Here is a 23,932-nt window from a genome sequence, read left to right on the forward strand (position 1 = left end):
CGGGGAGAGGTACGAGAAAGCCCTTTCGTTTGTTCAAACCGCCCGACCGTGTCTCTCAAACTTCTCTCAGATTGACGATTCATGCAGAACCCTGCATACTCATGCATGCCAGTGGCCGACAGTGTGAGGAGAACGCCGTGACCGAGCGCGTGGTACTCGCCTACTCGGGCGGTCTGGACACCTCCGTCGCCATCGGCTGGATCGCGGAGGAGACGGGCGCCGAGGTCATCGCGGTCGCGGTGGACGTCGGCCAGGGAGGCGAGGACCTGGACGTCATCCGCAAGCGCGCCCTCGCCTGCGGCGCGGTCGAGGCCGAAGTCGCCGACGCGCGCGACGAGTTCGCCGACGAGTACTGCCTCCCGGCGATCAGGGCCAACGCCCTCTACATGGACCGCTATCCGCTGGTCTCCGCGCTCTCCCGGCCGACGATCGTCAAGCACCTGGTCGCCGCCGCCCGTAAACACGGCGCCACCACGGTCGCCCACGGCTGCACCGGCAAGGGCAACGACCAGGTCCGCTTCGAGGCCGGCATCGTCGCCCTCGCCCCCGACCTGAAGTGCATCGCCCCGGTCCGCGACTACGCGATGACCCGCGACAAGGCCATCGCGTTCTGCGAGGCCAAGAAGCTCCCGATCGCCACCACCAAGAAGTCCCCGTACTCCATCGACCAGAACGTCTTCGGACGCGCCGTCGAGACGGGCTTCCTGGAGGACATCTGGAACGGCCCGATCGAGGACATCTACGAGTACACGCAGAACCCGGCCGTCCAGCGCGACCCCGACGAGGTGATCATCACCTTCGACAAGGGCGCCCCGGTCGCCATCGACGGGAGGCCCGTCACCGTCCTCCAGGCGATCCAGCAGCTCAACGAGCGCGCCGGCACCCAGGGCGTCGGCCGCATCGACATGGTCGAGGACCGCCTCGTCGGCATCAAGTCCCGCGAGGTCTACGAGGCCCCGGGCGCCATCGCCCTCATCACGGCCCACCAGGAGCTGGAGAACGTCACCGTCGAACGCGAACTCGCCCGCTACAAGCGCCAGATCGACCAGCGCTGGGGCGAACTCGTCTACGACGGCCAGTGGTTCTCCCCGCTCAAGCGCGCCCTCGAAGGCTTCGTCAACGAGGCCAACGAGCATGTCGGCGGCGACATCCGCATGACCCTGCACGGCGGCCGAGCGGTCGTCACCGGCCGCCGCTCGGACTCCTCCCTCTACGACTTCAACCTGGCGACGTACGACACGGGCGACACCTTCGACCAGTCGGCGGCCAAGGGCTTCATCGACCTCTATGCCCTGTCGTCGAAGATCGCCTCGAAGCGAGACCAGGCGTAGGCAGTAGCGTGAGTACCGCCACCTCCCGACGTGGGGCGGCAGCACATTCGTATCTCTCTAGGAGCAGCGCAAGTGAGCAGCAACAGCGGTGACGTACGGCTCTGGGGCGGACGTTTCGCCGACGGTCCCGCCGAGGCCCTGGCGAAGCTGTCCGCGTCCGTCCACTTCGACTGGCGGCTGGCCCCGTACGACATCGCCGGTTCGCGTGCCCACGCGCGCGTGCTGCACAAGGCGGGCCTGCTCACCGAGGACGAGCTGACCCGGATGATCGCGGGCCTGGACCAGCTCGAAGCGGATGTCGCCGACGGCTCCTTCGTGGGCACGATCGCCGACGAGGACGTCCACACCGCCCTGGAGCGCGGCCTGCTGGAGCGCCTCGGCCCCGACCTCGGCGGCAAGCTGCGCGCGGGACGGTCGAGGAACGACCAGGTGGCCACCCTGTTCCGGATGTACCTCCGGGATCACGCCCGTACGATCGGCGGCCTGATCGCCGAACTCCAGGACGCGCTGATCGGCCTCGCCGAGGCCCACCCGGACGTGGCGATGCCCGGTCGCACCCACCTCCAGCACGCCCAGCCCGTGCTGTTCGCCCACCATGTCCTGGCCCATGTCCAGTCTCTCTCCCGGGACGCGGAGCGGCTGCGCCAGTGGGACGAGCGCACGGCGGTCTCGCCCTACGGCTCGGGTGCCCTGGCCGGCTCCTCCCTGGGCCTGGACCCGGAGGCGGTCGCGAAGGACCTCGGCTTCGAGCACGGCAGCTCGGCCAACTCCATCGACGGCACGGCGTCCCGTGACTTCGTCGCGGAGTTCGCCTTCATCACCGCGATGATCGGCGTGAACCTCTCCCGGATCGCCGAGGAGGTCATCATCTGGAACACGAAGGAGTTCTCCTTCGTGACCCTCCACGACGCGTTCTCGACGGGCTCGTCGATCATGCCGCAGAAGAAGAACCCCGACATCGCGGAACTGGCCCGAGGCAAGTCCGGCCGTCTGATCGGCAACCTGACGGGTCTGATGGCGACCCTGAAGGCCCTGCCCCTCGCCTACAACCGCGACCTCCAGGAGGACAAAGAGCCGGTCTTCGACTCCATCGACCAACTGGAGGTCCTGCTCCCCGCCTTCACCGGCATGATGGCCACCCTCACCGTCCACCGCGACCGCATGGAGGAACTGGCCCCCGCCGGCTTCTCCCTCGCCACGGACATCGCCGAGTGGCTGGTCAAGCAGGGCGTCCCCTTCCGTGTGGCCCACGAGGTCGCTGGCGAGTGCGTCAAGGCCGCCGAGGCGGAGGGCAAGGAACTCGACGACCTGACGGACGACCAGTTCGCCAAGATCAGCACCCACCTCACCCCCGAGGTCCGTACGGTCCTCAACGTCCCCGGCGCTCTGGCCTCCCGCAACGGCCGAGGCGGCACGGCCCCGAGCGCGGTGGCCGTCCAACTGGCCGAGATCAAGGCGGACGTGGCCACCCAGCACGAGTGGGCCACGGCCAAGGCCAACTGACCCGGCCGCGGGCCCGACAACCGGGGTCCGCCGCCCCTACCCGTCCCATCCGCAGGAGAACTCGGGCGTGGGGCGTGGGGGGTGCGTTGGCGGGTGCGGGCATGTTGTGGTTGCTCGCGCAGTTCCCCGCGCCCCTTAAAAGCTGGGGGTTGCCCCCAGTTCTTTTAGGGGCGCGGGGAGGCGCGATCAGCCCCCACTCACCCGCACCCGCCAACGCACCCCGCCCCCCGAGCCGAAAGGCGGGCGGGGTCGAAGGGGCGGCAGCCCCTGGGGATGGGACGGGTAGGGGCGGCGGGGGCGAGGAAACCCCACGAAGGTCATCGCGAGTTAGGTTGGGACAACACCCGTACCGGCCCCCACCCGAACGGAGCCCGCGATGCCCTTCACCCGACTGGCCTCAGCCACCACCCCCACCTGCCACCTCGGCCTGGGCCTCGCCGCAATCGCCCGCCCCGGCTACATCACCCTCGACCGAGACCACGACCTCGGAGAAGACCGCAGCGTCGAAACGCTGCGCACCCGCACCCACGCCCTCCTCGACGCCGCCTACGCCCAGGGCGTCCGCTACTTCGACGCGGCCCGCTCCTACGGCCGCAGCGAGGAGTTCCTCGCCGACTGGCTGAACACCCACCCCGACATCGACGACGTGGTCATCGGCAGCAAATGGGGCTACATCTACACCGCCGACTGGACCACCGACGCCGAGCAGCACGAGGTCAAGGACCACAGCGTCCAGACGTACGAACGCCAGCGCGCCGAAACCGCCGAACTGCTCGGTGACCGCCTCGACCTCTACCAGATCCACTCGGTGACCCCGGACAGCCCGGCCCTCACCGACAAGGAACTCCACGCCAAGCTGGCCGAAGCCGCGGCCCAGGGCCTCACCATCGGCTTCTCCACGAGCGGCCCGGCCCAGGCGGACGCCATCCGCGCCGCCCTCGCCGTGACGGTCGACGGCGAGCCCCTCTTCCGTACGGTCCAGTCGACGTACAACGCGCTGGAGACCTCGGCCGCCCCCGCCCTCGCCGAGGCACATGACGCGGGCCTCACCGTGATCGTCAAGGAAGGCATGGCGAACGGCCGACTGGCCGCCCCGCACGCCCCCGACGCACTCAAGGCGGTCGCCGAGGAGACGGGCCTGGCCTGCGACGCGGTGGCTCTGGCCGTGATCCTGCGCCAGCCCTGGGCAGGAGTGGTCCTCTCCGGCGCCGCCACCACCAACCAACTCGCCTCGAACCTCCACGCGGCCGTCGTGGACCTCGACGAAGCCCAACTCGCCCGCCTCGCCACGCTGGTGGAGGACCCGGCCACGTACTGGAACCACCGAGGCGCACTCCCCTGGCACTGAGCCACCACCCCCTTGGAGCCGTCCGGCGGCTTCGACGGTCACGGCCATGAGACCCCTGTACCTTGTCTGAGACATTCATGTCTCATATGGGGTACTGTCGTCTCATGGCCGTCGACCGTGACCACGTACTGCGCACCGCCGCAGCCCTGCTGACCCGTAAATCCACCGCGACCATGGACGAGGTCGCCAGGGCGGCGGGCATCAGCCGTGCCACCCTGCACCGGCACTTCGCCGGCCGCGACGCACTGGTCCGCGCCCTGGAGTCGCTGGGCATCGCGGAGTGCGAGACCGCGCTGGGCGCGGCCCGGCTGGACGAGGGCCCGGCGTCGGACGCCGTACGACGACTCGTCCGCGAGATGGAACCCGCCGCCGGACTGCTCGCCTTCCTCTACACCGAGAACCAGCTGTTCGAGGGCGAGGAGCAGAACGAGGGCTGGACCCGGATCGACGACCGCGTCGCGGCCCTGTTCCGGCGCGGCCAGTCGGCCGGTGAGTTCCGTATCGACCTCACCCCGGCCTGGCTCACCGAGGCGCTCTACGGCCTGCTGGCCTCCGGCGCCTGGGCGGTCGCCGAGGGAAGGGTCGCCCGTAACGACTTCACGCACATGATCGTCGAGTTGCTGCTCGGCGGTGCGCTACGGAGAGAGGAATCATGACCAGCACCCTGCGGCAGGCCCGCACGGCGGAGACGGAGAAGCGGCCCGGCCGTTGGCTCGCGCTCGCCGTCCTCGTGCTCGCCGTGCTGCTGGTGGCCGTCGACGCGACCGTCCTCGGCCTCGCGACCCCCTACATCAGCGAGGACCTGAAGCCCTCGGGCACCCAGCTCCTATGGATAGGCGACGTCTACTCGTTCGTCATCGCGGGCCTGCTGGTCTCGGCCGGCAGCCTCGGCGACCGCGTCGGCCGCAAGCGGCTGCTGCTGATGGGCGCGACCGCGTTCGGCGCGATATCCGTGCTCAACGCCTACGCGACGACGCCCGAGATGATGATTGTGGCCCGGGCGCTGCTCGGTGTCGCGGGCGCGACCCTGATGCCCGCCACCCTCGCCCTGATCCGCAACCTCTTCCACGACCCGCGCGAACGCAGCCTCGCCATCGGCGTCTGGGGCGCCACGGCCTCGGCGGGCACGGCGGTCGGCCCGGTCGTCGGCGGCTTCCTGCTCGAACACTTCTGGTGGGGCTCGGTCTTCCTCATCAACCTGCCCGTGATGGCGGTCCTGGTCCTCATCGGCGTCAAGCTGCTGCCGGAGTCCCGCCACCCGAACCCCGGCCCCTGGGACCTCCCCAGCGTCGCCCTCTCCCTCATCGGCATGATCGGCGTCGTCTACTTCGTGAAGGAGACGGCAGCCCACGGCCTCGACACGGGCGCCCTCGCGGCAGGCGCCCTCGGCACGGCCGCGCTGTCCCTCTTCGTACGCCGCCAACTCTCCCTGCCGCACCCCCTGTTGGACATGCGCCTGTTCCGCAACCGCGGCTTCTTGGGAGCGGTCCTCGCCGACCTGCTGACCATCCTGGGCCTCTCCGGCCTGGTCTTCTTCCTCTCCCAGTACCTGCAGCTCGTCCAGGGCCGCCGCCCCTTCGAAGCGGGCCTCGCCGAGCTGCCGGCCGCCCTGGGCGCGGTAGCGGCCGGCCTGGTGGCCGGAGCCGCCGCCCGCCGCTTCTCCGTCCGCTCGGTGGTCGCCGCCGGCCTGGCCGCTATGGGCCTCGCCCTGGCCGCCCTCACCTTCCTCGACCAGACCACCGGCTACCCCCTGCTCGGCGCGGCCCTCCTGATGGTCGGCACCGGCGCCGGCTTCTCCTTCACGGTCACGGCCGACGTCATCCTGTCGAGCGTCCCGAAGGAACAGGCGGGCGCGGCGTCGGCGGTCTCGGAGACGGCATACGAACTGGGCGCGGCCCTGGGCATCGCGTTGCTGGGCTCGATAGTGACGGGCGTATACAGAGACTTCGCGGCCCCGGCAGGCACACCGCAGGACGCACATGAGTCGCTGGGCGGAGCGGTGGAGGCGGCAGCGGCAATGCAGCCGGAATCAGCTCAGGCTTTGCTGACGTCAGCCAGGGAGTCCTTCGTGGACGGCTTGACGATCGCAGCGGGCGTAGGCGCGGCGGTCCTATGGACGGCGGCGGTGGCGTCCTGGTTCATGTTGAGGAAACAGCACCTGGAAACCTCCGGCTGAGGGGGGGTGCCCCTTTAGGGGCGCGGGGCTGTGTCGATTTGCGGCTCCGCCGCGTGGGCGCGACCAGCCCCCACCGAACCCGCACCCGGCAACGAACCAACTACGCCGCTTCCTTAGCCTTAGACGCGTACATATCCACATACTCCTGCCCAGAAAGCCGCATAACCTCAGCCATCACAGAATCGGTCACAGCCCGCAAAACATACCGATCCCGATCCATCCCCTCATACCGAGAGAACTCCATCGCCTCGCCGAACCGCACAGTGACCCGCCCCGGCCGGGGCAACCCCGCACCCCCCGGCTGAATCTTGTCCGTGCCGATCATCGCGAACGGAACGACGGGCGCCCCCGTCATCAGGGTCAGCCGGGCGATACCCGTACGCCCCCGGTACAGCCGCCCGTCGGGCGACCTTGTGCCCTCGGGGTAGATACCGAACACCTTGCCCTCGTCCAGCACGCGCCGCCCGGTCATCAGCGCGGCGACGCCACCGCGTCCGCCGTCGCGGTCGACGGGGATCATGCCGACGCCGGTGAAGAACCACGCCATCAGCCGGCCCTTGAAGCCCTTGCCGGTGACGTACTCGTCCTTGCCGATGAAGAAGACCTGCCGGTCGCAGACCAGCGGCAGGATCATCGAGTCGATGAAGGTGAGGTGGTTGCCGGCGAGGATGACCGGACCGTCCCCCGGGATGTGCTCCACGCCTTCCACCCGGGGGCGGAACATCAGACGCATGATCGGTCCGAGCACTGCCTTGATGAGCGCGAAGCGGGACAACGGGCCCTCCCATGTCAAGGGTTCCGGTACAAGTCTGTGCAGGTGAGGACGATACTCCCGCTTTCGCGGGTGACGCACATCGGGTTCACCGAGTGGATACACACTATTGACGCAGCTTTACCTGCGGTGGCGCCCCGATGACCCGCCGAAGCCGAGGTCCGACATGTGACGCATGTCGCGCTCCGGATGCGATGCCCTGTCAACTTCCGCCTCCAGTGCGACACAAGGCGTCATCCGTGTGTTCGGTCCCAGGTCTCCCAACGGTCACTTCATGACACCTACCATCGTCCCGCTTTGACAGGCGCACGGTGGGAGGAGCCGTCATGGGGACGCAGGAGTTGAGAGAGCCGTCGGCGACCGGCGAGTCGCGGGGCTCGTACGAGCACGCGTACGAGCAGGGGCGGGGCGCGGGCCGGAGGGCGCTGCTCGGCGCCGCGATGCTGGGAGCGGGCGGGGCGGTCCTCGGACTGCCGGGTACGGCGGGCGCGGCCGAGTCGACATCGCGCGGTGCGTCGTCGCTCGGTTCGTCCGGAGGCGGCTACCGGAGCCTGCCGGTACCGACGGTCATCGCGCACCGGGGCGCGAGCGGTTACCGCCCGGAGCACACGCTCGGCTCGTACCAGCTCGCCCTCGACATGGGCGCGCACGTCATCGAGCAGGACCTCGTGCCCACCAAGGACGGCCATCTCGTGTGCCGTCACGAGAACGACATCACCGGGACGACCGATGTCGCCGACCACCCAGAGTTCGCCGGCCGGAAGACCACGAAGGTGGTCGACGGTGTCACCTACACGGGCTGGTTCACCGAGGACTTCACGCTCGCCGAGCTGAAGACCCTGCGCGCCAAGGAGCGCATCCCGGGCGTCCGCCAGGAGAACACCCTCTACGACGGCCGCTGGACCATCCCCTCCTTCGAGGAGGTCCTGCGCTGGGCCGACAAGGAGGGCAGGAAGCGCGGCAAGCGGATCTGGCTGCACGTCGAGACCAAGCACCCCACCTACTTCCGGGGGCTCGGCCTCGGCCTGGAGGAGCCGCTCGCCAAGCTGCTGCGCAAGTACGACCGCCACAAGAAGAACTCCCCGGTCTTCCTGCAGTCCTTCGAGCCCGGCAGCATCCAGCGCCTGGGCCGCCTGGTCGACAGCCCGCTCGTCGTCCTGCTGTCCGGCGCCTCCACCCGCCCCTGGGACTTCGTCGAGGCGGGCGACCCGCGCACCGTCGCGGACCTGGTCAAGCCGGAGGGCCTGGCCTGGATCGCCTCGTACGCCCACGGCATCGGCCCCACGCTGGACCTGATCATCCCGCGCGACACGAGCGGCAGGCTCACCACGCCGACCACCCTCGTCCGCGACGCGCACGCCGAGGGCCTGATCCTGCACCCCTACACGATGCGCAACGAGAACAGCTTCCTGCCCGCCGAGTTCCGCAAGGGCACGGACGCCAACGCCTACGGCGACGCCTTCGGCGCGTTCAAGGTGTACTTCGACACCGGCATCGACGGCATCTTCACCGACAACCCGGACACGGGCCTCCTGGCCCACGCGGACTTCGTCAACGACTGAGCCCCCTGCCCCCGATGGGGGTAACTCCCGTCCGCCCCGGCAACCCCTTGCCGGGGCGGCGGCGTCCCGGGGCATATGAGTCACGACATGCTCGCCACCCTCCGGCCCCTGCTGGTCGCGGAGGTGTCGGCCGAGGCCCCGGCCGCCGGCGCGGAGGCGGGAGACCTGGAACAGGCGGTCTGGCTACGGCTGCTGGAACGCCTCGACACGGACGGACCGCCCGCCGATCCCGAGGCCTGGCTGCGCAGCGCCGTCCGCTTCGAGGCCCGTCTCAGCCGCCGCAAGGCCAGGGTCGAACAGCCCTATGCCGACGAGCCCGCCGACGACCGCGCGGCCTGCCCGGAACAGCAGGCCCTCGCCGCCGCCCGCCGCCGCGCCCTGCACGCCGCCGTACGCCGACTCCCCGGCCGTTGCCCCAGCCTGCTCGCGGCACTGCTGTCACCGCAGGACCTCACGTACCGCGAGATCGCGGGCAAGTTGGGTATCTCACAGGGCAGCTTGGGTCCGGAACGTTCCAGATGCCTTGGATGTCTGCGTCGTTTGCTCGCCGTGGAGGTTGCGGCGCGCGAACCACGGGGATAGGAGTGAAGGACAACTGGTGAGCAGGTGAGCGGGAGGCGTGCACACATGGGCATGAGCGTGACCATCTCCGTGGCGAACGAGCAGGACGCCGAGCAGATCTTCAGGCTGCAGTACCTGTGCTTCCAGAGCGAGGCGGCGCTGTACGGCAACTACCGGATCGACCCGCTCGTGCAGAGCCTCGACTCCGTTCGCGAAGAGGTCGCCTCCGACTGTGTGTTCGTGGCCCGGCTCGGCGACGAGGTCGTCGGCTCGGTGCGCGGCGCGATCGACGAGGACGGCACCGCCTCGATCGGCAAACTCTGCGTCCACCCCCGCCTCCAGGGGCACGGCATCGGGGCGAGGCTGCTCCGCGCCGCCGAGTCGGCCCTCGTGGAGGATCACGGCGCCACGAGGTTCCGCCTCAGCGCGGGCCACCGCAGCGAGGGGAATCTGCGGTTGTACCGCAGGGTCGGGTATGAGGCGGTGGGCACGAGCCAGGGGCAGGACGGGGTGCCGATGGTGGTGCTGGAGAAGCCTGCGGAGGCGTACGCGGCTACGGCTTAGGGGCGCCTACTGGGGTGCGGCCTGAGGTTTTCGGGCGACTGCGGGTCGTGTCTGGCTGGTCGCGCAGTTCCCCGCGCCCCTAAAGGGCTGGGGGCACCCCCCGGCTTTCAAGGGGCGCGGGGAACCGCGCGACCAGCCACAACGGACCTGCAGTCGCCCAGAAACCTCAGCCCGTCTCCCCCTGCCGCGCACTCTTCCGCAGCCAGTACATCGCCGTGATCGGCAGAATCACCGGAATGAACAAGTACCCGATCCCGTAATCCGACCACACCGTCTTGTCCGGAAACGCCGACGGCTCCACCAGCGTCCACGTCCCCACGACCAGCACGCCCGCCAACTCCACCGCACAGCACACCCGCGCGGCCCGGCGGGCGAACTCCCCGCCCCGCACCAGCGAGTACGTGATGAACCCGTACACGACGCCCGCGACGGCGGACAGCGAGTAGGCGAGCGGCGCGTGCTCGAACTCGGTGGAGATCTGGACGACGGACCGCGACACGGCCCCGACGACCATCACCCCGTAGAGCCACACCAGCAGCATCCCGGGCCCGCTGATCAGCCGGGCCCGCTCGGCACCCGGCTCCTCCCGCACTCCGGACACCTCAGCCTCCCCAGATGTCATAGAGCCGCACCTGCAACACGGCCAGCACCACACCACCCGCCGCGACGGTCACACTGCCCCACCGGGTCCGCTCCGCGAGCGACATGAATCCGGTCACCGGGACGCAGGCGAACGCCCCGAGGAGGTAGGACACGAAGATCGTGGTCCCCTGCTCCGGCTTCTCGCCCCGCGCCAACTGCACGATTCCGACGACCAGTTGGATCAGGGCCAGCACCGTCACCACGGCCATGCCGATGAAGTGCCAGTCCTTGGTCGGCTGATCTCGGTACGCGGCCCAGCCGCACCACGCGGCGAGCAACAGCGCGGCGACGGCGGTCGTCACCGTCAGGGCAACAAGCATGCCGTGACCCTAATACGGCCGAAAAGCCCTGCCACCGCCGACCCCGGACGAAGGGGTCCCTCGATGCCCCATCGGCCCCCATTCTCAGGGCCTGCGGTACTGGGCCAGGAGCACCAAGAACCCCAAGAACCTCCAGTTCAAGGAGTGGGAGGCGGCCCAGACCCCGCGCTCCCTCGACGACGTCGACGCCGCCGTCGTCAACGGCACCTACGCCATCGAGGCCGACCCGAAGCCGGCCGAGGACGCCCTCGTACTGGAGTCCGTCAAGGACGACCCGCGCGTGAAGAAGCTCGCCAAGCTCCTCACCTCCGACGAGGTCAGGAAGTCCATCGAGGACCAGTACGACGGTTCCGTCATCCCGTCCTTCTGATCGACCGCTTGAGCGGCTGCCGTTCGATCCGGAGCCGGGGGCGTATACGGCGTATCGCCACGCATGGGGTCCACTCGATCACTCGGGGTGGACCCTGTGGTGCGATTCAGTGCTTTCATGCTGCATGCTGGGCAGTTCAGCAGGCCTCAAAGGTTTCGACGGTTCAGGCCTCAAGGGTTCGAAGGTTACGGAGCGGCGCATGATGAGCACCTTTCCCGACATCTCCATCAGCACGGAGCGGTTGGTTCTGCGCGCGTTCGACGAGGACGACATCGAGGCGTTCGCGGAGATGATGAACGACGAGATGGTCACCGCCTGGACCTCCGTCCCCCACCCGTACACCCGGGAGGACGCCCGGCGCTGGATCACCGAACAGGCCCCCGCCCAACGCACCGAGGGCCGCGGCATCGTCTTCGCCGTCGACGAGTTCCTCACCCAGCGCCTCGTCGGCATCGTCCATCTGCGACATGCCGACTGGCGGGTCCGCTCCAGCGAGATGTCGTACGTCATCGCCCCCTGGGCACGCGGCGAGGGCTACGCCTCCGAGGCGACCCTCGCCGCCGCCCAATGGCTGTTCCGCGAGCAGAAGTTCGAGCGCATCGAGCTGCGCACCGCCGCCGACAACACCGCCTCCCAGCAGGTCGCCCAGAAGATCGGCTGTATCAGCGAAGGCGTCCTGCGCAACGCCTGCATAGCGCGCGCCCGTACCGCCGACGACCACTGGACCGAGATCCGCACGGACTTCATCATCTGGAGCCTCCTCCCCGAGGACATCGAGGGCGTCAGCGACGAACTCGCCGACAACGGCGGCTACGGCTCGTACTCCGACTGGAACTGAACGCGCGGCCACGGGCCGCCCCCACCCACCGCCCGGCCGCCGGGGACTTCCACGTCACCGGGTACCCTCACGTGACCCCCCGTGCGGGCCTTCCCGAACGACCCGCGAAGAACCCAGGAGACTGACGACGATGGCCGACCGGGTCACGGTGATCGGCTGGGACGGCTCCCCCCTGACCGCCGCGGCACGCTCCGCACTCGGCGCCGCCACCCTGGTCGCCGGCGCGGCCCACCATCTGGCACTGCCCGAAGTACCCCCGACCGCCGAACGCGTCCGGCTCGGCAGCGTCGCCCTCGCCGCCCGCCGTATCGCCGCCCACCGGGGCACCGCCGTGGTGCTCGCCGACGGCGACCCCGGCTTCTTCGGCGTCGTCCGCACCCTCAGGGCCCCCGAGTTCGGAGTCGAGGTCGAGGTCGTACCGGCCGTCTCCTCCGTGGCCGCCGCCTTCGCCCGCGCCGGTATGCCCTGGGACGACGCCCAGGTCGTCGTCGCCCACCGCCGTACACTGCGCCGCGCCGTCAACGTCTGCCGCGCCCACACCAAGGTCGCCGTCCTCACCTCACCCGGCGCCGGCCCCGCCGAACTCGGCCTGCTCCTCGACGGAGTTCACCGCACCTTCGTCATCTGCGAGGAACTCGGCACCGCGCGCGAACGCGTCACCGTCGTCACCTCCGACAAGGCCGTCGACCACGCCTGGCGCGACCCCAACATCGTCATCGTCATCGGCGGCCAGACAGCCGCCGCCGACGGCTGGATCGCCGGCCGCGACCCCGCCGCCGGACCACGAGGCTGGGCCCTGCCCGCCCGCGCCTACGGCGGCGGCCTCGGCGAGGGCGAGGCCGAACTGCTGCGCTCCTCCCAACTCGCCCGCCTCGGACCGCGCGTCGGCGACCTCGTGTGGGACATCGGCTCCGGCAGCGGCGCCTTCGCCGCCGAGGCCGCCCGCCACGGCGCCGCCGTCATCGCCGTCGACCGCGACCCCGAGGCCTGCAGCCGTACGACCCTCACCGCCCGCCGCTTCGGCGTGCAGCTCCAAGTCGTCCACGGCGCCGCCCCGCACGCGCTGGAGAACCTCCCCGAACCCGATGTCGTCCGCGTCGGCGGCGGGGGAGCGGCCGTGGTCTCCGCCGTCGCCGACCGCCGCCCCCAACGCATCGTCACCCACGCCCTCACCCGCCCCACCGCCGAACGCATCGGCCGCGACCTCACCGAGCACGGATATGACGTCCAGTGCGACTTCGTACAGTCCGTCGAACTCGATACAAGGGTCTGGACGGAGAGGGAACGGACCGTCGCCTTCCTCATCAGTGGAAGCCTGCCCGAACGTTCCCTGTGACCGTGCCCGAAATCCTGTCCGCGCGTTGCGCCTGACCGCCCCGGAGCCCTGCCCGAAAGGCCCCCGAGACGGTGCCCGGAGCCCTGCCCGAACGTTCCCTGTGATCCGGTTGTCGTACCGGCGCGGTAGGCTGGCCAGCCGTTGTACCGCACTCCGGCCCCGGCGGTTCGTCGGCCAATGTCCGGAAAGCGTGCCCGTTTTGAGGGCGTGTGTGGTACGGCGGTAACGGGAGGACGCGCAACGTGGCGCAGTCCACAGCGGACCGTCGCGGATCATGCTGTCGTGACGGGGGGACGACCGCGACAATGACCACGTAGTGGCTTTGTCGACTTGCAGGCAGGTCGTCTCGTGCCGCTGGGCACGCACGCTCGTTCTCCACTGTGGAGCGGTCGGTGCGCCGCTCCAGGGCCAGCTGGCATTGAGGCACAAACGGATGGGCGAGGGGTACGCATGACGGACACCGGCCAGGTCCCGGGCGAGGGACAGCCGGAGAGCGCGGGCATGGTGGAGCAGCCGGGCGTCGCCGCGCCGGGTGCGTACACCTACCTCTCCGAGACCACCGTCCCCGAGGACGACGAACTGCTGCTGCCGAGCGCCCAGGGCGCATGGGGCAACGAAGTCCCGCCCCCCGCCCCCGAGCCCGTCGCCCATGTCCTTCCCGAGCCCGCCCAGGAGCAGGCCTTCCAGCCCGGCCCGCACGAGACCTCCGGCCGGGACAGCGGCTCCATCGACCTCGGCGCCGTACGCCACCCCGTCGCGACCCCCGTCCCGCAGCCGCCGGTCGCCCGCCGCCCGCTGCACATGGGCCCGCCCACCTCCGACGCCTCCGCCAGCCCCGTACGCTCCCTCGCCGACCGCGGCCCCGCGGGCGCCCCCGTCCACCCCGGCGCCGTACGCCACCCCGGCCCGCCCACCACCGGCCCCGAATACCTCGACGTACCCCCACAGGGCGTGACGCCATGGGGTACGCCCGTGCCGCCGGAGACGGTGCCCGCAGGGGGAGCGGCTGCAGAAACGGTCGCTCCGCGGGAGGACCAGGTTTCGGTCGCGGTGGCGCAGACACCGTTGGCTGCGGAGGGGGCGACGCCGATGGTGGCGCCCGGCAGCGCCGACGTCCTTCACCAGGCCCACCAGCCGGTCGAGGACGCCGAGGCCCTGTACCAGGAGCAGGACGCGGCCTTCGTCCTGGCCCAGGAGGCGGCGTACGCCCAGACCCAGGAGATCGTGACGGGCCGGGTGGCTGTCGGGGAGGCGGGGGCGGCCGCGGCTGTCGCTGACGTTCCTGATGTTGCCGATGTTTCTGGTGCCGTTGGTGTCTCTGGTGTCGAGGCACCGGAGGTCGCTGGGGCGGAGGCCGGGGTGCCGGTGGTCGCTGGCGGCGAGGTCGGAGCGCCGGAGGTCGTGGAGGGCCCGGCTGGTGCCCAGCCCGAGGCGCGGGCTCCTCAGTCCGCTGAGGTTCCGGGCGGTATCCAGCCCGAGGCGGGGGCTCCGGAGGTCGCCGAAGGTCCGGTTGCCGTTCAGCCGGAGGCTCAGGTCCCGGAGGCCGTCGATGTCCCGGCCGCCGCTCAGCCGCAGCCCCAGCCGCAGGCTCCGGAGGCCGTCGACGCGTCCGGTGTCGTAGCGGGGCAGCCCGGGGAAGTCGCCGATGTCCAGGCCGCCGCTGCCGTTCCCTCGCGGGATGCGGCCGTGGAACCCTCGGTCGCGGAGGCCGCCGAGGGCCGGCAGGTAGCGGAGGCGCAGGCCGGGGTTCCGCAGCCCGAGGCCGCGCGGCTCCCCGAAGCCGTGGAGACGGCACCCGAGGCGCAGAGCCCGGCGGAGGCAGCCGCCGAGCCGGTCGCGGAGGCCGCGCAGGCACCGGAGGCCGTCCCGTTCCCCCCGGCTGCCCAGGACCCCGACCCCTCCCGGGCGCAGGATGCCACCGAGGCCCAGGAGGTGCCCCAGGAGCCCGAGGGCGGCGCCGGGCCGGTCGCTGCCTCCGTACAGCCGTCGCCCGATGGCGCCCTGCCTCCGGAGGCGGATGACTCCGGGGCACCCCAGGCCGAGGGCCCGGCCTCCCCGCAGGCCGACGCTCCCGAGCCGTCTGCCGTGCCGGACACCGCCGAACAGCCCGTCGCAGTCGCCGAGCACCAGCCGGGGGCGGCCGTGACCGAGCAGCCGCCCGTGGCCGCCGGGGCCGATCAGCAGGCCGTCCCCGACGCGTCCGAACAGAACGTCACCGAGACCCCGGCCGAGCAGAACGCCGCCGAAGCCGAAGGCGAGCAGGACGGGCCCGTGGCGCCGGACGCCACACAGGAGGCCGCTGCCGCACAGGACCCGCACCAGCCCACGGAGGCCCCGGCCGCCCCGGAGGCGCAGACGGCGGAGCCCGCCGCAGCCGAGGTCGGGGCCGAGGGCGGCGCCGAGCCTCAGCCGACGGACGCCGAGGCGGGAGCCGAGCAGGCAGAGGCCCAGGCGGCAGAGCCCTCGGCGGCCGAGGCCGAGGACGCACCGGCCCAGTCGCAGGCCGCTCCCGAAGAGGCGCAGACGCCGGACCCCGCCCAGCCCCAGCCCGCAGCCCAGGCACCCCAGGCCGCCGAGGACATCGCGCCCGGCGCGGAAGGCGAGGCCGACCAGGCCGCGCAGACCGCCGAGGCCCCCGAGCCGGAGGCCGCCCCCCAGCCGGAGCCCGAACCGGAGGCCACCGAAGCCAACGCGGACCAGGCCGCCGAGAACCCGGCCCAAGAGCCCGCCGAAGCAGCAGCCGCCGCCACCGACGCCGTACAGCCGGATTCCGCGCAGCCCGAGGCCGCGCAACCCGAAGCCGTACAACCGGAGCCCACGCACCCAGAGGCCGCCCAGCAGGCCCCGGCACAACCCGAGGCCGAACAACCGGAAGCGGCCCCCGAGACCGAACCCGTACCCGCAGCCGCAGCCGCAGACGAGGCGGCACAGCCCGTCGCAGTCGCAGCCGCAGTCACAACCGCAGCCCCGGCGGCCCCCGAGGCCGTCGCCCCCGCCGCAGCCGAACCACCCCTGGCCACGTCCCCGGTGGCGGCGCAGCCGATGGCCGCGGTCTCGCCTCTCGACGCACCCCAGGGCGCCGTCGTCCGGACGCCGACCGGGTCCGGCGTGCTCCAGGGGGCGCCTCAAGGGCCGCAGACCGACCAGCCGTTGGGCCGGTTCGTGCCGGTCGAGGGTTCGGTGCCGACCACTCCGCATCTGGCCCCGACCCCGTCCCAGGGCACGACGGCACCGCCGACGCCCACCGACACGGCAGCGGACGAGCAGCCGAAGCCGCCCGCCGTCGAGGCACCCGCGCACACGGCCGACGACTCCCAGGAAGCCCAGCCGGCGGAGTCCGTCCCCACGGTCCCCGCCCCGCGCGACTCCGAGGCCGAGACGATCGTCGTACCGCAGCCGCTCGCGGCGGCGGACGGCGATGCCGATGCCGTCCAGCACGCGGAGGACCTGGAGACCAGGGCCGCCGACCAGGAAGACCGCGAGGCGGAGGCGTTGGCCGTGGAAGCGAACGAAGCAGCAGTCGAAGAGAGCACGGCCGCAGTGAACGAAGCGCCGGAAGAAGTACGGCAGCCCTCGGGCCCGGCCGCACCCCCCTACGACGAGGCCGAACGCGAGGCCGTCCTGAAGGTGATGCGGGAGCGCCGCGACATCCGCAACGGCTTCCGTAGCGACCCGATCCCGCACGATGTGCTGCTCCGCGTCCTGGAGGCCGCCCACACGGCACCCTCCGTGGGCCACTCCCAGCCCTGGGACTTCGTGGTCATCCGCTCCGCCGACACACGCCGCACGATGCACGAACTCGCCCAGCGCCAGCGTGAGGCCTACGCCAAGTCGCTGCCCAAGGGCCGGGCGAAGCAGTTCAAGGAACTGAAGATCGAGGCCATCCTCGACACCCCGGTGAACATCGTCGTCACCGCCGACCCGACCCGGGGCGGCCGCCACACCCTGGGCCGCCACACCCAGCCGCAGATGGCCCCGTACTCCTCCGCGCTCGCCGTCGAGAACCTGTGGCTCGCGGCCCGCGCCGAGGGTCTCGGGGTCGGCTGGGTCAGCTTCTTCGACGAGCGCGAGATGGTCCGCGCCCTCGGCCTGCCCGAGCACCTGGAAGTGGTCGCCTACCTGTGCGTCGGCTACGTCGACGAGTTCCCGGAGGAGCCCGAGCTGATGCAGGCGGGCTGGGCCAAGCGCCGCCCGCTGTCGTGGGTCGTCCACGAGGAGACGTACGGCCGCCGCGCGCTGCCCGGGGAGGACCCGCACGACCTGCTCGCCGAGACCGTCGCCGGTATCCGCCCGCTGGACGCCAAGGCGCTCGGCGAGGCGTGGGAGCGGCAGAAGCGGATGACGAAGCCGGCGGGTGCGCTCGGCATGCTGGAGATCATCTCGGCCCAGCTGTCCGGTCTGTCCCGCCAGTGCCCGCCGCCGATCCCCGAGCCCGCGGCCGTCGCCATCTTCGCGGGCGACCACGGCGTCCACGCCCAGGGCGTCACCCCGTGGCCGCAGGAGGTCACGGCCCAGATGGTGGCCAACTTCCTGGGTGGGGGAGCGGTCTGCAACGCCTTCGCCAACCAGGTGGGCGCCGAGGTCTGCGTCGTCGACGTGGGCGTCGCCACCGATCTGCCCGCGACACCGGGGCTGCTGCCGCGCAAGGTCCGCGCCGGTACGTCCGACATGACCACCGGGCCCGCGATGACCCGCGAGGAGGCCAAGCAGGCCATCGAGGTCGGCATCGAGACGGCCCGCGATCTGGTCGCGGCCGGCAACAAGGCCCTCCTCACCGGTGAGATGGGCATCGCCAACACCACGGCGTCCGCCGCCCTGATCTCCGTCTTCACCGGCGCCGACCCCTCCGAGGTCACCGGCCGGGGCACCGGCATCAACGACGAGACCCTCGCCCGCAAGACCGACGTCGTCCGCCGCGCCATCGAACTCCACCAGCCGGACCCGGCCGACCCCATCGGCGTCCTCGCCGCGATCGGTGGCTTCGAACACGCCGCCATCGTCGGCCTCCTCCTCGGCGGCGCCTCCCTGCGCACCCCGGTCATCCTCGACGGCGTGAGCGCCGGCGCCGCCGCCCTGGTGGCCCGCGCCATCGCCCCCGAGGTCCTGGCCGCCTGCATCGCCGGCCACCGCAGCGCCGAACCGGGCCACGTCGCCGCCCTGAAGAAACTCGGCCTCCGCCCCCTGGTCGACCTGGACCTCCGCCTCGGCGAGGGCACCGGCGCCCTCCTGGCCCTCCCGGTGGTCCAGAGCGCGGCAAGAGCAATGCACGAGGTGGCGACCTTCGACTCGGCGGGGGTAACGGAAAAGTAGGGCTACAACTCGGGGCGCCTCGAAAACCCCGTCAGGGCTGTGGGCAGTCGTTCCGCTGGGGCGATGGGGGTACCTCCCGCGCGAGCGAAGCCGAGCGTGGGGGAGGGTGGGCACAGCCCGCCCACCGGGCCGCACACTCTCGGGGGCGGGGGGCAGAGCCCCCCCGTTTCGGGAAGGGGCGGGTACGGGGAGAGAAAACCCCACCCACCCCGCCCCCACCCGCACCCGGCCCGAGGCCACTCACCCCACCGGCCACCCCCACCCCACCGCCCCGTAAAATCGCACGTCAGGGCCACTCCAACGCCGCAGTCGCCCAGCTCGCACCGCCGCCACAAGAGGAGCCGCACCCTCATGGCCGAACACCCCGCCTACCCCGTGGGCCTCCGCCTCACCGGCCGCAAGGTCGTCGTCCTCGGCGGCGGCCATGTGGCCCAACGCCGTCTCCCGGCCCTCATCGCAGCGGGCGCCGACATCCTCCTCGTCTCCCCGTCCGTGACCCCCTCGGTCGAGGCGATGGCCGACGCCGGTGAGCTGACCTGGGCGAAGCGCCCCTACGCGGAGGGCGACCTCGCCGACGCCTGGTACGCCCTCATCGCCACCGGCGACACGGCGGCCAACACCCTCGCCTCGGCCGAGGCCGAACGGCACCGCGTCTGGTGCGTGCGCTCCGACAACGCCGAGGAGGCCACCGCCTGGACCCCGGCGACGGGCCATAGCGAGGGCGTCACCATCGCCGTTCTCACCACCGACGCCAAGGGCCGCGACCCGCGCCACACCGCCGCCATCCGTGACGCGGTCGTCGAGGGCCTGCGCGACGGCACCCTCGTCGCCCCGCACCACCGCACCCGCGCCTCCGGAGTCGCCCTGGTCGGCGGCGGCCCCGGCGACCCCGACCTCATCACCGTCCGGGGCCGTCGCCTCCTCGCCGAGGCCGACGTCGTCATCACCGACCACCTAGGCCCCCGCGACCTGCTCGCCGAACTCCCCCCGAACGTCGAGGTGATCGACGCGGCGAAACTGCCGTACGGCCGCTTCATGGCTCAGGAGGCCATCAACAACGCCCTGATCGAACACGCCAAGCAGGGCAAGTCGGTCGTACGCCTCAAGGGCGGCGACCCCTTCGTCTACGGGCGCGGCATGGAGGAGGTCCAGGCGCTGGCCGAAGCGGGCATCCCCTGCACGGTCGTGCCCGGTATCTCCAGCTCGATCTCGGTTCCGGGCGCCGCGGGCATCCCGGTCACCCACCGGGGTGTGGCCCATGAGTTCACGGTGGTCAGCGGCCATATCGCCCCCGACGACGAGCGCTCCCTGGTCGACTGGCCGTCCCTCGCCAAGCTGACCGGCACGCTGGTGATCCTGATGGGCGTCGGCACGATCGCCAAGGTCGCCGAGACCCTCATCGCCCACGGCAAGTCCCCGGACACCCCGGTCGCCCTGATCCAGGAGGGCACCACGGCCGGCCAACGCCGAGTCGACGCGACCCTCACCACGGCCGGCGAAGCGGTACTCACCCACGAGGTGAAGCCCCCGGCGGTCATCGTCATCGGCGAGGTCGTGAACGTGGGCCCGAACCCTTCGACCGACTAGGACCGCGCTCCTCGACACCGGACCGAAAGCCTCCGCCACGGCGTAAGCGTAACCGCGGGTAACCCAACCCGTTCCCAGCCGTTGGCACCACACCCAGGACAAGGCAGTATCACCCCTGTGGCCGATCTCATCACCGTTGAGAACCCCGACGACCCCCGTCTGCGCGACTACACGGGCCTGACCGACGTCGAGCTGCGCCGCCGCCGCGAACCCGCCGAGGGCCTGTTCATCGCCGAGGGCGAGAAGGTCATCCGGCGGGCCAAGGCGGCCGGCTACGAGATGCGCTCGATGCTGCTCTCCGCCAAGTGGGTCGACGTCATGCGCGACGTCATCGACGAACTCCCGGCGCCCGTCTACGCGGTCAGCCCCGAACTCGCCGAACAGGTCACCGGCTACCACGTCCACCGCGGCGCCCTCGCCTCCATGCAGCGCAAGCCCCTGCCGACGGAAGCGGAACTCCTCCGCACGGCCCGCCGCGTCGTGATCATGGAGTCGGTCAACGACCACACCAATATCGGCGCGATCTTCCGCTCGGCCGCCGCCCTCGGCATGGATGCCGTCCTGCTCTCACCCGACTGCGCCGACCCGCTCTACCGCCGTAGCGTCAAGGTCTCCATGGGCGCGGTCTTCTCGGTCCCGTACGCCCGGCTCACCACCTGGCCCAAGGGCCTCGACGCCGTCCGGGACGCGGGCTTCACCCTCCTCGCCCTCACCCCGGACGAGAAGGCCAAGTCCCTGGACGAGGCCGCCCCGCACAAGATGGACCGGGTCGCCCTGATGCTGGGCGCGGAGGGCGACGGCCTCTCCACCAAGGCCCTGATGGCGGCCGACGAATGGGTCCGCATCCCCATGGCCCACGGAGTCGACTCCCTCAACGTGGGCGCGGCGGCGGCAGTCGCCTTCTACGCGGTGGCCACGGGCCGCCCGCACTCCCCATAGCCACGGGCGGTCGTGCCGCTGGGGCGGCGCCTGTTCCGAAGCGAGCGGCACCCGGCCGACGCGGACAGCCGTCAGCCGTGCTCCGCGACCTCGACGGTCGAGGAGTACCGCTGCCGCGTCAACTCATCCGTGGGCAACGGCGTGAACCCCTGCTGCTCCCGAGCCTGCCCCGCACCTTTGCGTACGCCGCCCTCGTCGCCCAGCCCCCGAGACGGCCCCTGGCACCCCTGCGCCGTGGCGATACCGATCGCGGCCAGCAGCGTCACCACGACGAACACGAAGATCCGCTGCCGCAGCAACCGAGGGTTGGCGGGCCGCCGCCCGCTCCCGTTGGTCCGGGGCCCCGGCCGCCCGGCCGCACCCCGAGGCACGGGCCGCCGCCCCGAGCCGTTGGTGTTCCGCGACGGCACGGCCCGACCCCCCGGCCGCGACCCGCCACCGGTCCGTGAACCGCCCCCACCCGTACGGGACGGCGCACCCCCGCTCCGGGGCAACGGCGTACCGGCCGCACCGCTCCGGCCCGGCTGCGACCCACGCGTGTCGCGCGCCTCCCGCCCGTCCCGTCCATCCCGTAGCTCTCGGGTCGCGGGCGGCTGCCGCAGCGTCCGCTGCTCCACGTACTGCTCCGCGAGCCGCCCCGAGGGCCGGTCGGAGTCCGTACGGGGCGCGGGCGGGCGAACATCCGACAGCCCCTGCGCCTCGCGGGCCGCGATCTCCTTGAGCCGCAGCGACAGTTGCAGGGTGCTGGGCCGTTCCTCGGGGTCCTTGGCGAGACAGGCGCGGACGAGCGGCGCGAGCGCGTCGGGCACCCCGCGCAGCTGCGGCTCCTCGTGCACCACCCGGTAGAGCATGACCTCCGAACTGCCGTGCCCGAAAGGCGAGTCGGAGGTCGCCGCGTAGGCGAGCGTGGCCCCGAGGGAGAAGACGTCCGTGGCCGGAGTGACCGCGGCCCCGCGCACCTGCTCGGGCGCGAGGAACCCCGGCGACCCCACGGCCGTACCGACATGCGTCAGCGTCGAGGCACCCGTCGCCCAGGCGATGCCGAAGTCGATGATCCGGGGGCCCTTGGGCGACAACAGGATGTTGGACGGCTTCAGATCACGGTGGACGACCCCGGCCTCGTGCACCGCCACGAGCCCCTCGGAGAGGGCGGCACCCACCGCGGCCACCTCGGCCGCCGATAGAGGGCCCTCCTCGGCGACCTTGTCGTGCAGCGAGGGCCCCGGCACGTACTGGGTGGCGAACCACGGCCGGTCCGCCTCCAGATCGGCCGCGACGAGCCGTGCCGTGCAACCGCCCCTGATCCTGCGCGCCGCCGACACCTCGCGTGCGAACCGCGACCGGAATTCCTGATCCTCCGCCAGATCCGGCCGGATCACCTTCAACGCGACTCGCTGTCCGCGCTTGTCGGAGCCCAGGTAGACGACGCCCATCCCACCCGCGCCGAGCCGTCTGTGAATCCTGAACGAGCCGACGACGCGCGGGTCCTCGCGCCTCAGGCGCATCATCGCCATGTTCATCCCCGCTGCCCGTTCCGTCTGACGAGCCACAGCTTACGTTTCCACGGCCGGGCGTGCGCAGAGGCCGCGCCCTCACGACCCGATCGATTGTCAGTGCCGGATGGGGAATTCGAAGGGCGGCCAGGGAACAGGAGTTCGGGACCGCGCTGGACCTCCCGCGATCCCAACCACCCGTCACAGAACGGGGATTGAACTCGTGGAGGGTGACGGCGCGGAGACGCCCGTGGACACCGGCGACGCGACACGCGCGTACGGGGCGATCGCGCGCCGAGGGGGCCGCCGGGTGGCGACAGCGGTAAGGCGAGGTGTCGTGGAAGTGAGCGAAGTCACCCATTCCCGCGCCCGGCCCCGCTCGGCAGCGAGGCGGAGCGAAACCCATGACAGAAGGGACACTCCACGCATCTCTGGGGCGTCCCCTCCGGGAAGACCCGGAGACCTAGGACCTCATCTCCAACCTGGGGAGTACGTCGCAGGTCATCGCTCATCCTCGGGGAGGCCCGCCAATCGGTACGAGGGCATGACGACCCACACCGGCCGCGCGCCTAGATTTGAGGTCAAGCGGCGGGTGCAGCACTCGTCCCCCGAGGTCAGACACCCGCCGCTGCCAACGACAAACGACATACGAGACAGGTCAGGAGGAGGGACCATGGCCCACACGGCACCGCGGACGGCGATCCGCGCGCGAGAGCGCAGGGTGTTCACCGCGGAGCGCCGAGCGGGCCGTCGCCACCCCCTGGTGGCGACCGCGATGGTCCTCCCCCTGGCGGCCCTGCTGGTGTACGCCTTCGGCGGCTGGGAGGCAGTGGTCACACAGGCGTCGTCCGTGGGTGTGATGCTGGGGCGCTGAGCGGCGACCCCAGGCCCGGAAGAGCGGTCCGGGCGGGGACATCCACCCATGAAACCCCGTGGGGACGGGGGTGCGGCGGACGGCAAATAAACGCCCGCGCAGCTGGGGAGCTGCGCGGGCGTTGCACCTTTTTGCGCCTGAACCGGCGCCGCTCTCGCGGAGGTGGTGGTCCGCCGTCGTGGTTCCTCAATTGATGGTTGCGGCATTCGTGGGCGAACAACCAACGGCCGGCGCCACACGAAGCTGCGAGCAGCCCCAATGTCGAGCGCCATCCCACCCCGCCCGCCCCAACTGCGGGCAACCGTGCCGCTGGGGCGATGGGGGTACCTCCCGCGCTGGGGGTACCTCCCAGGGCCTTAAGGCACTGGGAGAGAAGCCGAGCGTGGGGGAGGGTGGGCGCAGCGGC

General features: G+C 71.5%; 18 protein-coding genes and 1 pseudogene. 15 read left to right on the forward strand and 4 right to left on the reverse strand.

The genetic code is table 11. From position 1 onward, the window contains the following. Positions 1–137 precede the first annotated feature (137 nt). The 5 genes from ACWD4G_RS01640 to ACWD4G_RS01660 all read left to right on the forward strand — a co-directional run bounded on the left by ACWD4G_RS01640 (position 138) and on the right by ACWD4G_RS01660 (position 6,358). A complete protein-coding gene (locus ACWD4G_RS01640; RefSeq protein ID WP_451290078.1) occupies positions 138–1,331 on the forward strand; it encodes an argininosuccinate synthase in 1,194 nt (397 codons plus the stop codon). Between the two features lie 72 nt (positions 1,332–1,403). Further along, positions 1,404–2,834 carry an argininosuccinate lyase gene (gene argH, locus ACWD4G_RS01645; RefSeq protein ID WP_451290080.1) on the forward strand — a complete coding sequence of 477 codons (1,431 nt, stop codon included), beginning with the start codon at positions 1,404–1,406 and terminating at the stop codon, positions 2,832–2,834. A gap of 376 nt (positions 2,835–3,210) precedes the next feature. Beyond that, a complete protein-coding gene (locus ACWD4G_RS01650) occupies positions 3,211–4,182 on the forward strand; it encodes an aldo/keto reductase (protein WP_451290082.1) in 972 nt (323 codons plus the stop codon). A 104-nt stretch (positions 4,183–4,286) separates the two neighbouring features. Then, the gene (locus tag ACWD4G_RS01655) at positions 4,287–4,838 is read left to right on the forward strand and encodes a TetR/AcrR family transcriptional regulator (protein ID WP_451290083.1); all 552 of its coding nucleotides are present in this window, start codon (positions 4,287–4,289) and stop codon (positions 4,836–4,838) included. Further along, positions 4,835–6,358 (forward strand): MFS transporter, encoded by a 1,524-nt coding sequence (locus ACWD4G_RS01660; RefSeq protein WP_451290084.1) that lies wholly within the window; start codon positions 4,835–4,837, stop codon positions 6,356–6,358. Before ACWD4G_RS01655 ends, ACWD4G_RS01660 begins: the two co-directional genes overlap by 4 nt. Before the next feature lie 100 nt (positions 6,359–6,458). On the opposite strand, the gene ACWD4G_RS01665 is transcribed toward ACWD4G_RS01660, so the two are convergent. Beyond that, entirely contained in the window at positions 6,459–7,133 is a 675-nt protein-coding gene (locus ACWD4G_RS01665) for a lysophospholipid acyltransferase family protein (protein WP_451290085.1), read from the reverse strand. Between the two features lie 323 nt (positions 7,134–7,456). On the opposite strand from ACWD4G_RS01665, the gene ACWD4G_RS01670 reads away from it, so the two are divergent. The 3 genes from ACWD4G_RS01670 to ACWD4G_RS01680 all read left to right on the forward strand — a co-directional run bounded on the left by ACWD4G_RS01670 (position 7,457) and on the right by ACWD4G_RS01680 (position 9,817). Continuing rightward, entirely contained in the window at positions 7,457–8,692 is a 1,236-nt protein-coding gene (locus ACWD4G_RS01670; RefSeq protein ID WP_451290086.1) for a glycerophosphodiester phosphodiesterase, read from the forward strand. A gap of 75 nt (positions 8,693–8,767) precedes the next feature. Further along, a complete protein-coding gene (locus ACWD4G_RS01675; protein WP_451290087.1) occupies positions 8,768–9,274 on the forward strand; it encodes an RNA polymerase sigma factor in 507 nt (168 codons plus the stop codon). Between the two features lie 45 nt (positions 9,275–9,319). After that, entirely contained in the window at positions 9,320–9,817 is a 498-nt protein-coding gene (locus tag ACWD4G_RS01680) for a GNAT family N-acetyltransferase (RefSeq protein WP_451290088.1), read from the forward strand. 166 nt (positions 9,818–9,983) lie between these two features. Here ACWD4G_RS01680 and ACWD4G_RS01685 read toward each other — a convergent pair whose 3' ends face one another. Both ACWD4G_RS01685 and ACWD4G_RS01690 read right to left on the reverse strand, forming a co-directional pair. After that, the gene (locus ACWD4G_RS01685) at positions 9,984–10,439 is read right to left on the reverse strand and encodes a hypothetical protein (RefSeq protein WP_451290089.1); all 456 of its coding nucleotides are present in this window, start codon (positions 10,437–10,439) and stop codon (positions 9,984–9,986) included. Then, complete coding sequence (locus ACWD4G_RS01690; RefSeq protein WP_451290090.1) at positions 10,420–10,779, reverse strand: hypothetical protein; 360 nt, start codon at positions 10,777–10,779, stop codon at positions 10,420–10,422. The genes ACWD4G_RS01685 and ACWD4G_RS01690 overlap by 20 nt, the downstream gene beginning before the upstream one ends. Positions 10,780–10,891: 112 nt before the next feature. On the opposite strand from ACWD4G_RS01690, the pseudogene ACWD4G_RS01695 reads away from it, so the two are divergent. The 6 genes and pseudogenes from ACWD4G_RS01695 to ACWD4G_RS01720 form a co-directional block, all read left to right on the forward strand. Further along, a pseudogene (locus tag ACWD4G_RS01695) lies at positions 10,892–11,149 on the forward strand (MetQ/NlpA family ABC transporter substrate-binding protein); the annotation flags it as partial. Between the two features lie 199 nt (positions 11,150–11,348). Continuing rightward, complete coding sequence (locus tag ACWD4G_RS01700; protein ID WP_451290092.1) at positions 11,349–11,987, forward strand: GNAT family N-acetyltransferase; 639 nt, start codon at positions 11,349–11,351, stop codon at positions 11,985–11,987. Positions 11,988–12,117: 130 nt separating this feature from the next. Further along, the gene (gene cbiE / locus ACWD4G_RS01705; protein ID WP_451290093.1) at positions 12,118–13,323 is read left to right on the forward strand and encodes a precorrin-6y C5,15-methyltransferase (decarboxylating) subunit CbiE; all 1,206 of its coding nucleotides are present in this window, start codon (positions 12,118–12,120) and stop codon (positions 13,321–13,323) included. Between the two features lie 450 nt (positions 13,324–13,773). After that, complete coding sequence (gene cobT, locus ACWD4G_RS01710) at positions 13,774–18,633, forward strand: nicotinate-nucleotide--dimethylbenzimidazole phosphoribosyltransferase (RefSeq protein ID WP_451290094.1); 4,860 nt, start codon at positions 13,774–13,776, stop codon at positions 18,631–18,633. A gap of 351 nt (positions 18,634–18,984) precedes the next feature. Beyond that, the gene (gene cobA, locus ACWD4G_RS01715; protein WP_451290095.1) at positions 18,985–20,220 is read left to right on the forward strand and encodes a uroporphyrinogen-III C-methyltransferase; all 1,236 of its coding nucleotides are present in this window, start codon (positions 18,985–18,987) and stop codon (positions 20,218–20,220) included. Positions 20,221–20,337: 117 nt separating this feature from the next. Next, on the forward strand, positions 20,338–21,159 hold the full coding sequence (locus ACWD4G_RS01720; RefSeq protein ID WP_451290096.1) for a TrmH family RNA methyltransferase: 822 nt from the start codon (positions 20,338–20,340) through the stop codon (positions 21,157–21,159). 71 nt (positions 21,160–21,230) lie between these two features. Here the strand turns inward: ACWD4G_RS01720 and ACWD4G_RS01725 are convergent, their stop codons facing one another. Then, on the reverse strand, positions 21,231–22,679 hold the full coding sequence (locus tag ACWD4G_RS01725; protein ID WP_451290280.1) for a serine/threonine-protein kinase: 1,449 nt from the start codon (positions 22,677–22,679) through the stop codon (positions 21,231–21,233). 646 nt (positions 22,680–23,325) lie between these two features. Here ACWD4G_RS01725 and ACWD4G_RS01730 point away from each other — a divergent pair. After that, complete coding sequence (locus ACWD4G_RS01730) at positions 23,326–23,526, forward strand: hypothetical protein (RefSeq protein ID WP_451290097.1); 201 nt, start codon at positions 23,326–23,328, stop codon at positions 23,524–23,526. The last annotated feature ends 406 nt before the right edge of the window (positions 23,527–23,932 follow it).

Source organism: Streptomyces sp. NPDC002643, assembly GCF_053592555.1.

Coding starts and splice junctions, on each gene's coding strand:
- ACWD4G_RS01725 (WP_451290280.1), bottom strand. CDS start 22,679: ATGAACATGGCGATGATGCGCCTGAGGCGCGAGGACCCGCGCGTCGTC.
- ACWD4G_RS01660 (WP_451290084.1), top strand. CDS start 4,835: ATGACCAGCACCCTGCGGCAGGCCCGCACGGCGGAGACGGAGAAGCGG.
- ACWD4G_RS01670 (WP_451290086.1), top strand. CDS start 7,457: ATGGGGACGCAGGAGTTGAGAGAGCCGTCGGCGACCGGCGAGTCGCGG.
- ACWD4G_RS01650 (WP_451290082.1), top strand. CDS start 3,211: ATGCCCTTCACCCGACTGGCCTCAGCCACCACCCCCACCTGCCACCTC.
- ACWD4G_RS01655 (WP_451290083.1), top strand. CDS start 4,287: ATGGCCGTCGACCGTGACCACGTACTGCGCACCGCCGCAGCCCTGCTG.
- cobA (WP_451290095.1), top strand. CDS start 18,985: ATGGCCGAACACCCCGCCTACCCCGTGGGCCTCCGCCTCACCGGCCGC.
- cbiE (WP_451290093.1), top strand. CDS start 12,118: ATGGCCGACCGGGTCACGGTGATCGGCTGGGACGGCTCCCCCCTGACC.
- cobT (WP_451290094.1), top strand. CDS start 13,774: ATGACGGACACCGGCCAGGTCCCGGGCGAGGGACAGCCGGAGAGCGCG.
- ACWD4G_RS01700 (WP_451290092.1), top strand. CDS start 11,349: ATGATGAGCACCTTTCCCGACATCTCCATCAGCACGGAGCGGTTGGTT.
- ACWD4G_RS01675 (WP_451290087.1), top strand. CDS start 8,768: ATGAGTCACGACATGCTCGCCACCCTCCGGCCCCTGCTGGTCGCGGAG.
- ACWD4G_RS01730 (WP_451290097.1), top strand. CDS start 23,326: ATGGCCCACACGGCACCGCGGACGGCGATCCGCGCGCGAGAGCGCAGG.
- ACWD4G_RS01690 (WP_451290090.1), bottom strand. CDS start 10,779: ATGCTTGTTGCCCTGACGGTGACGACCGCCGTCGCCGCGCTGTTGCTC.
- ACWD4G_RS01680 (WP_451290088.1), top strand. CDS start 9,320: ATGGGCATGAGCGTGACCATCTCCGTGGCGAACGAGCAGGACGCCGAG.
- ACWD4G_RS01685 (WP_451290089.1), bottom strand. CDS start 10,439: ATGACATCTGGGGAGGCTGAGGTGTCCGGAGTGCGGGAGGAGCCGGGT.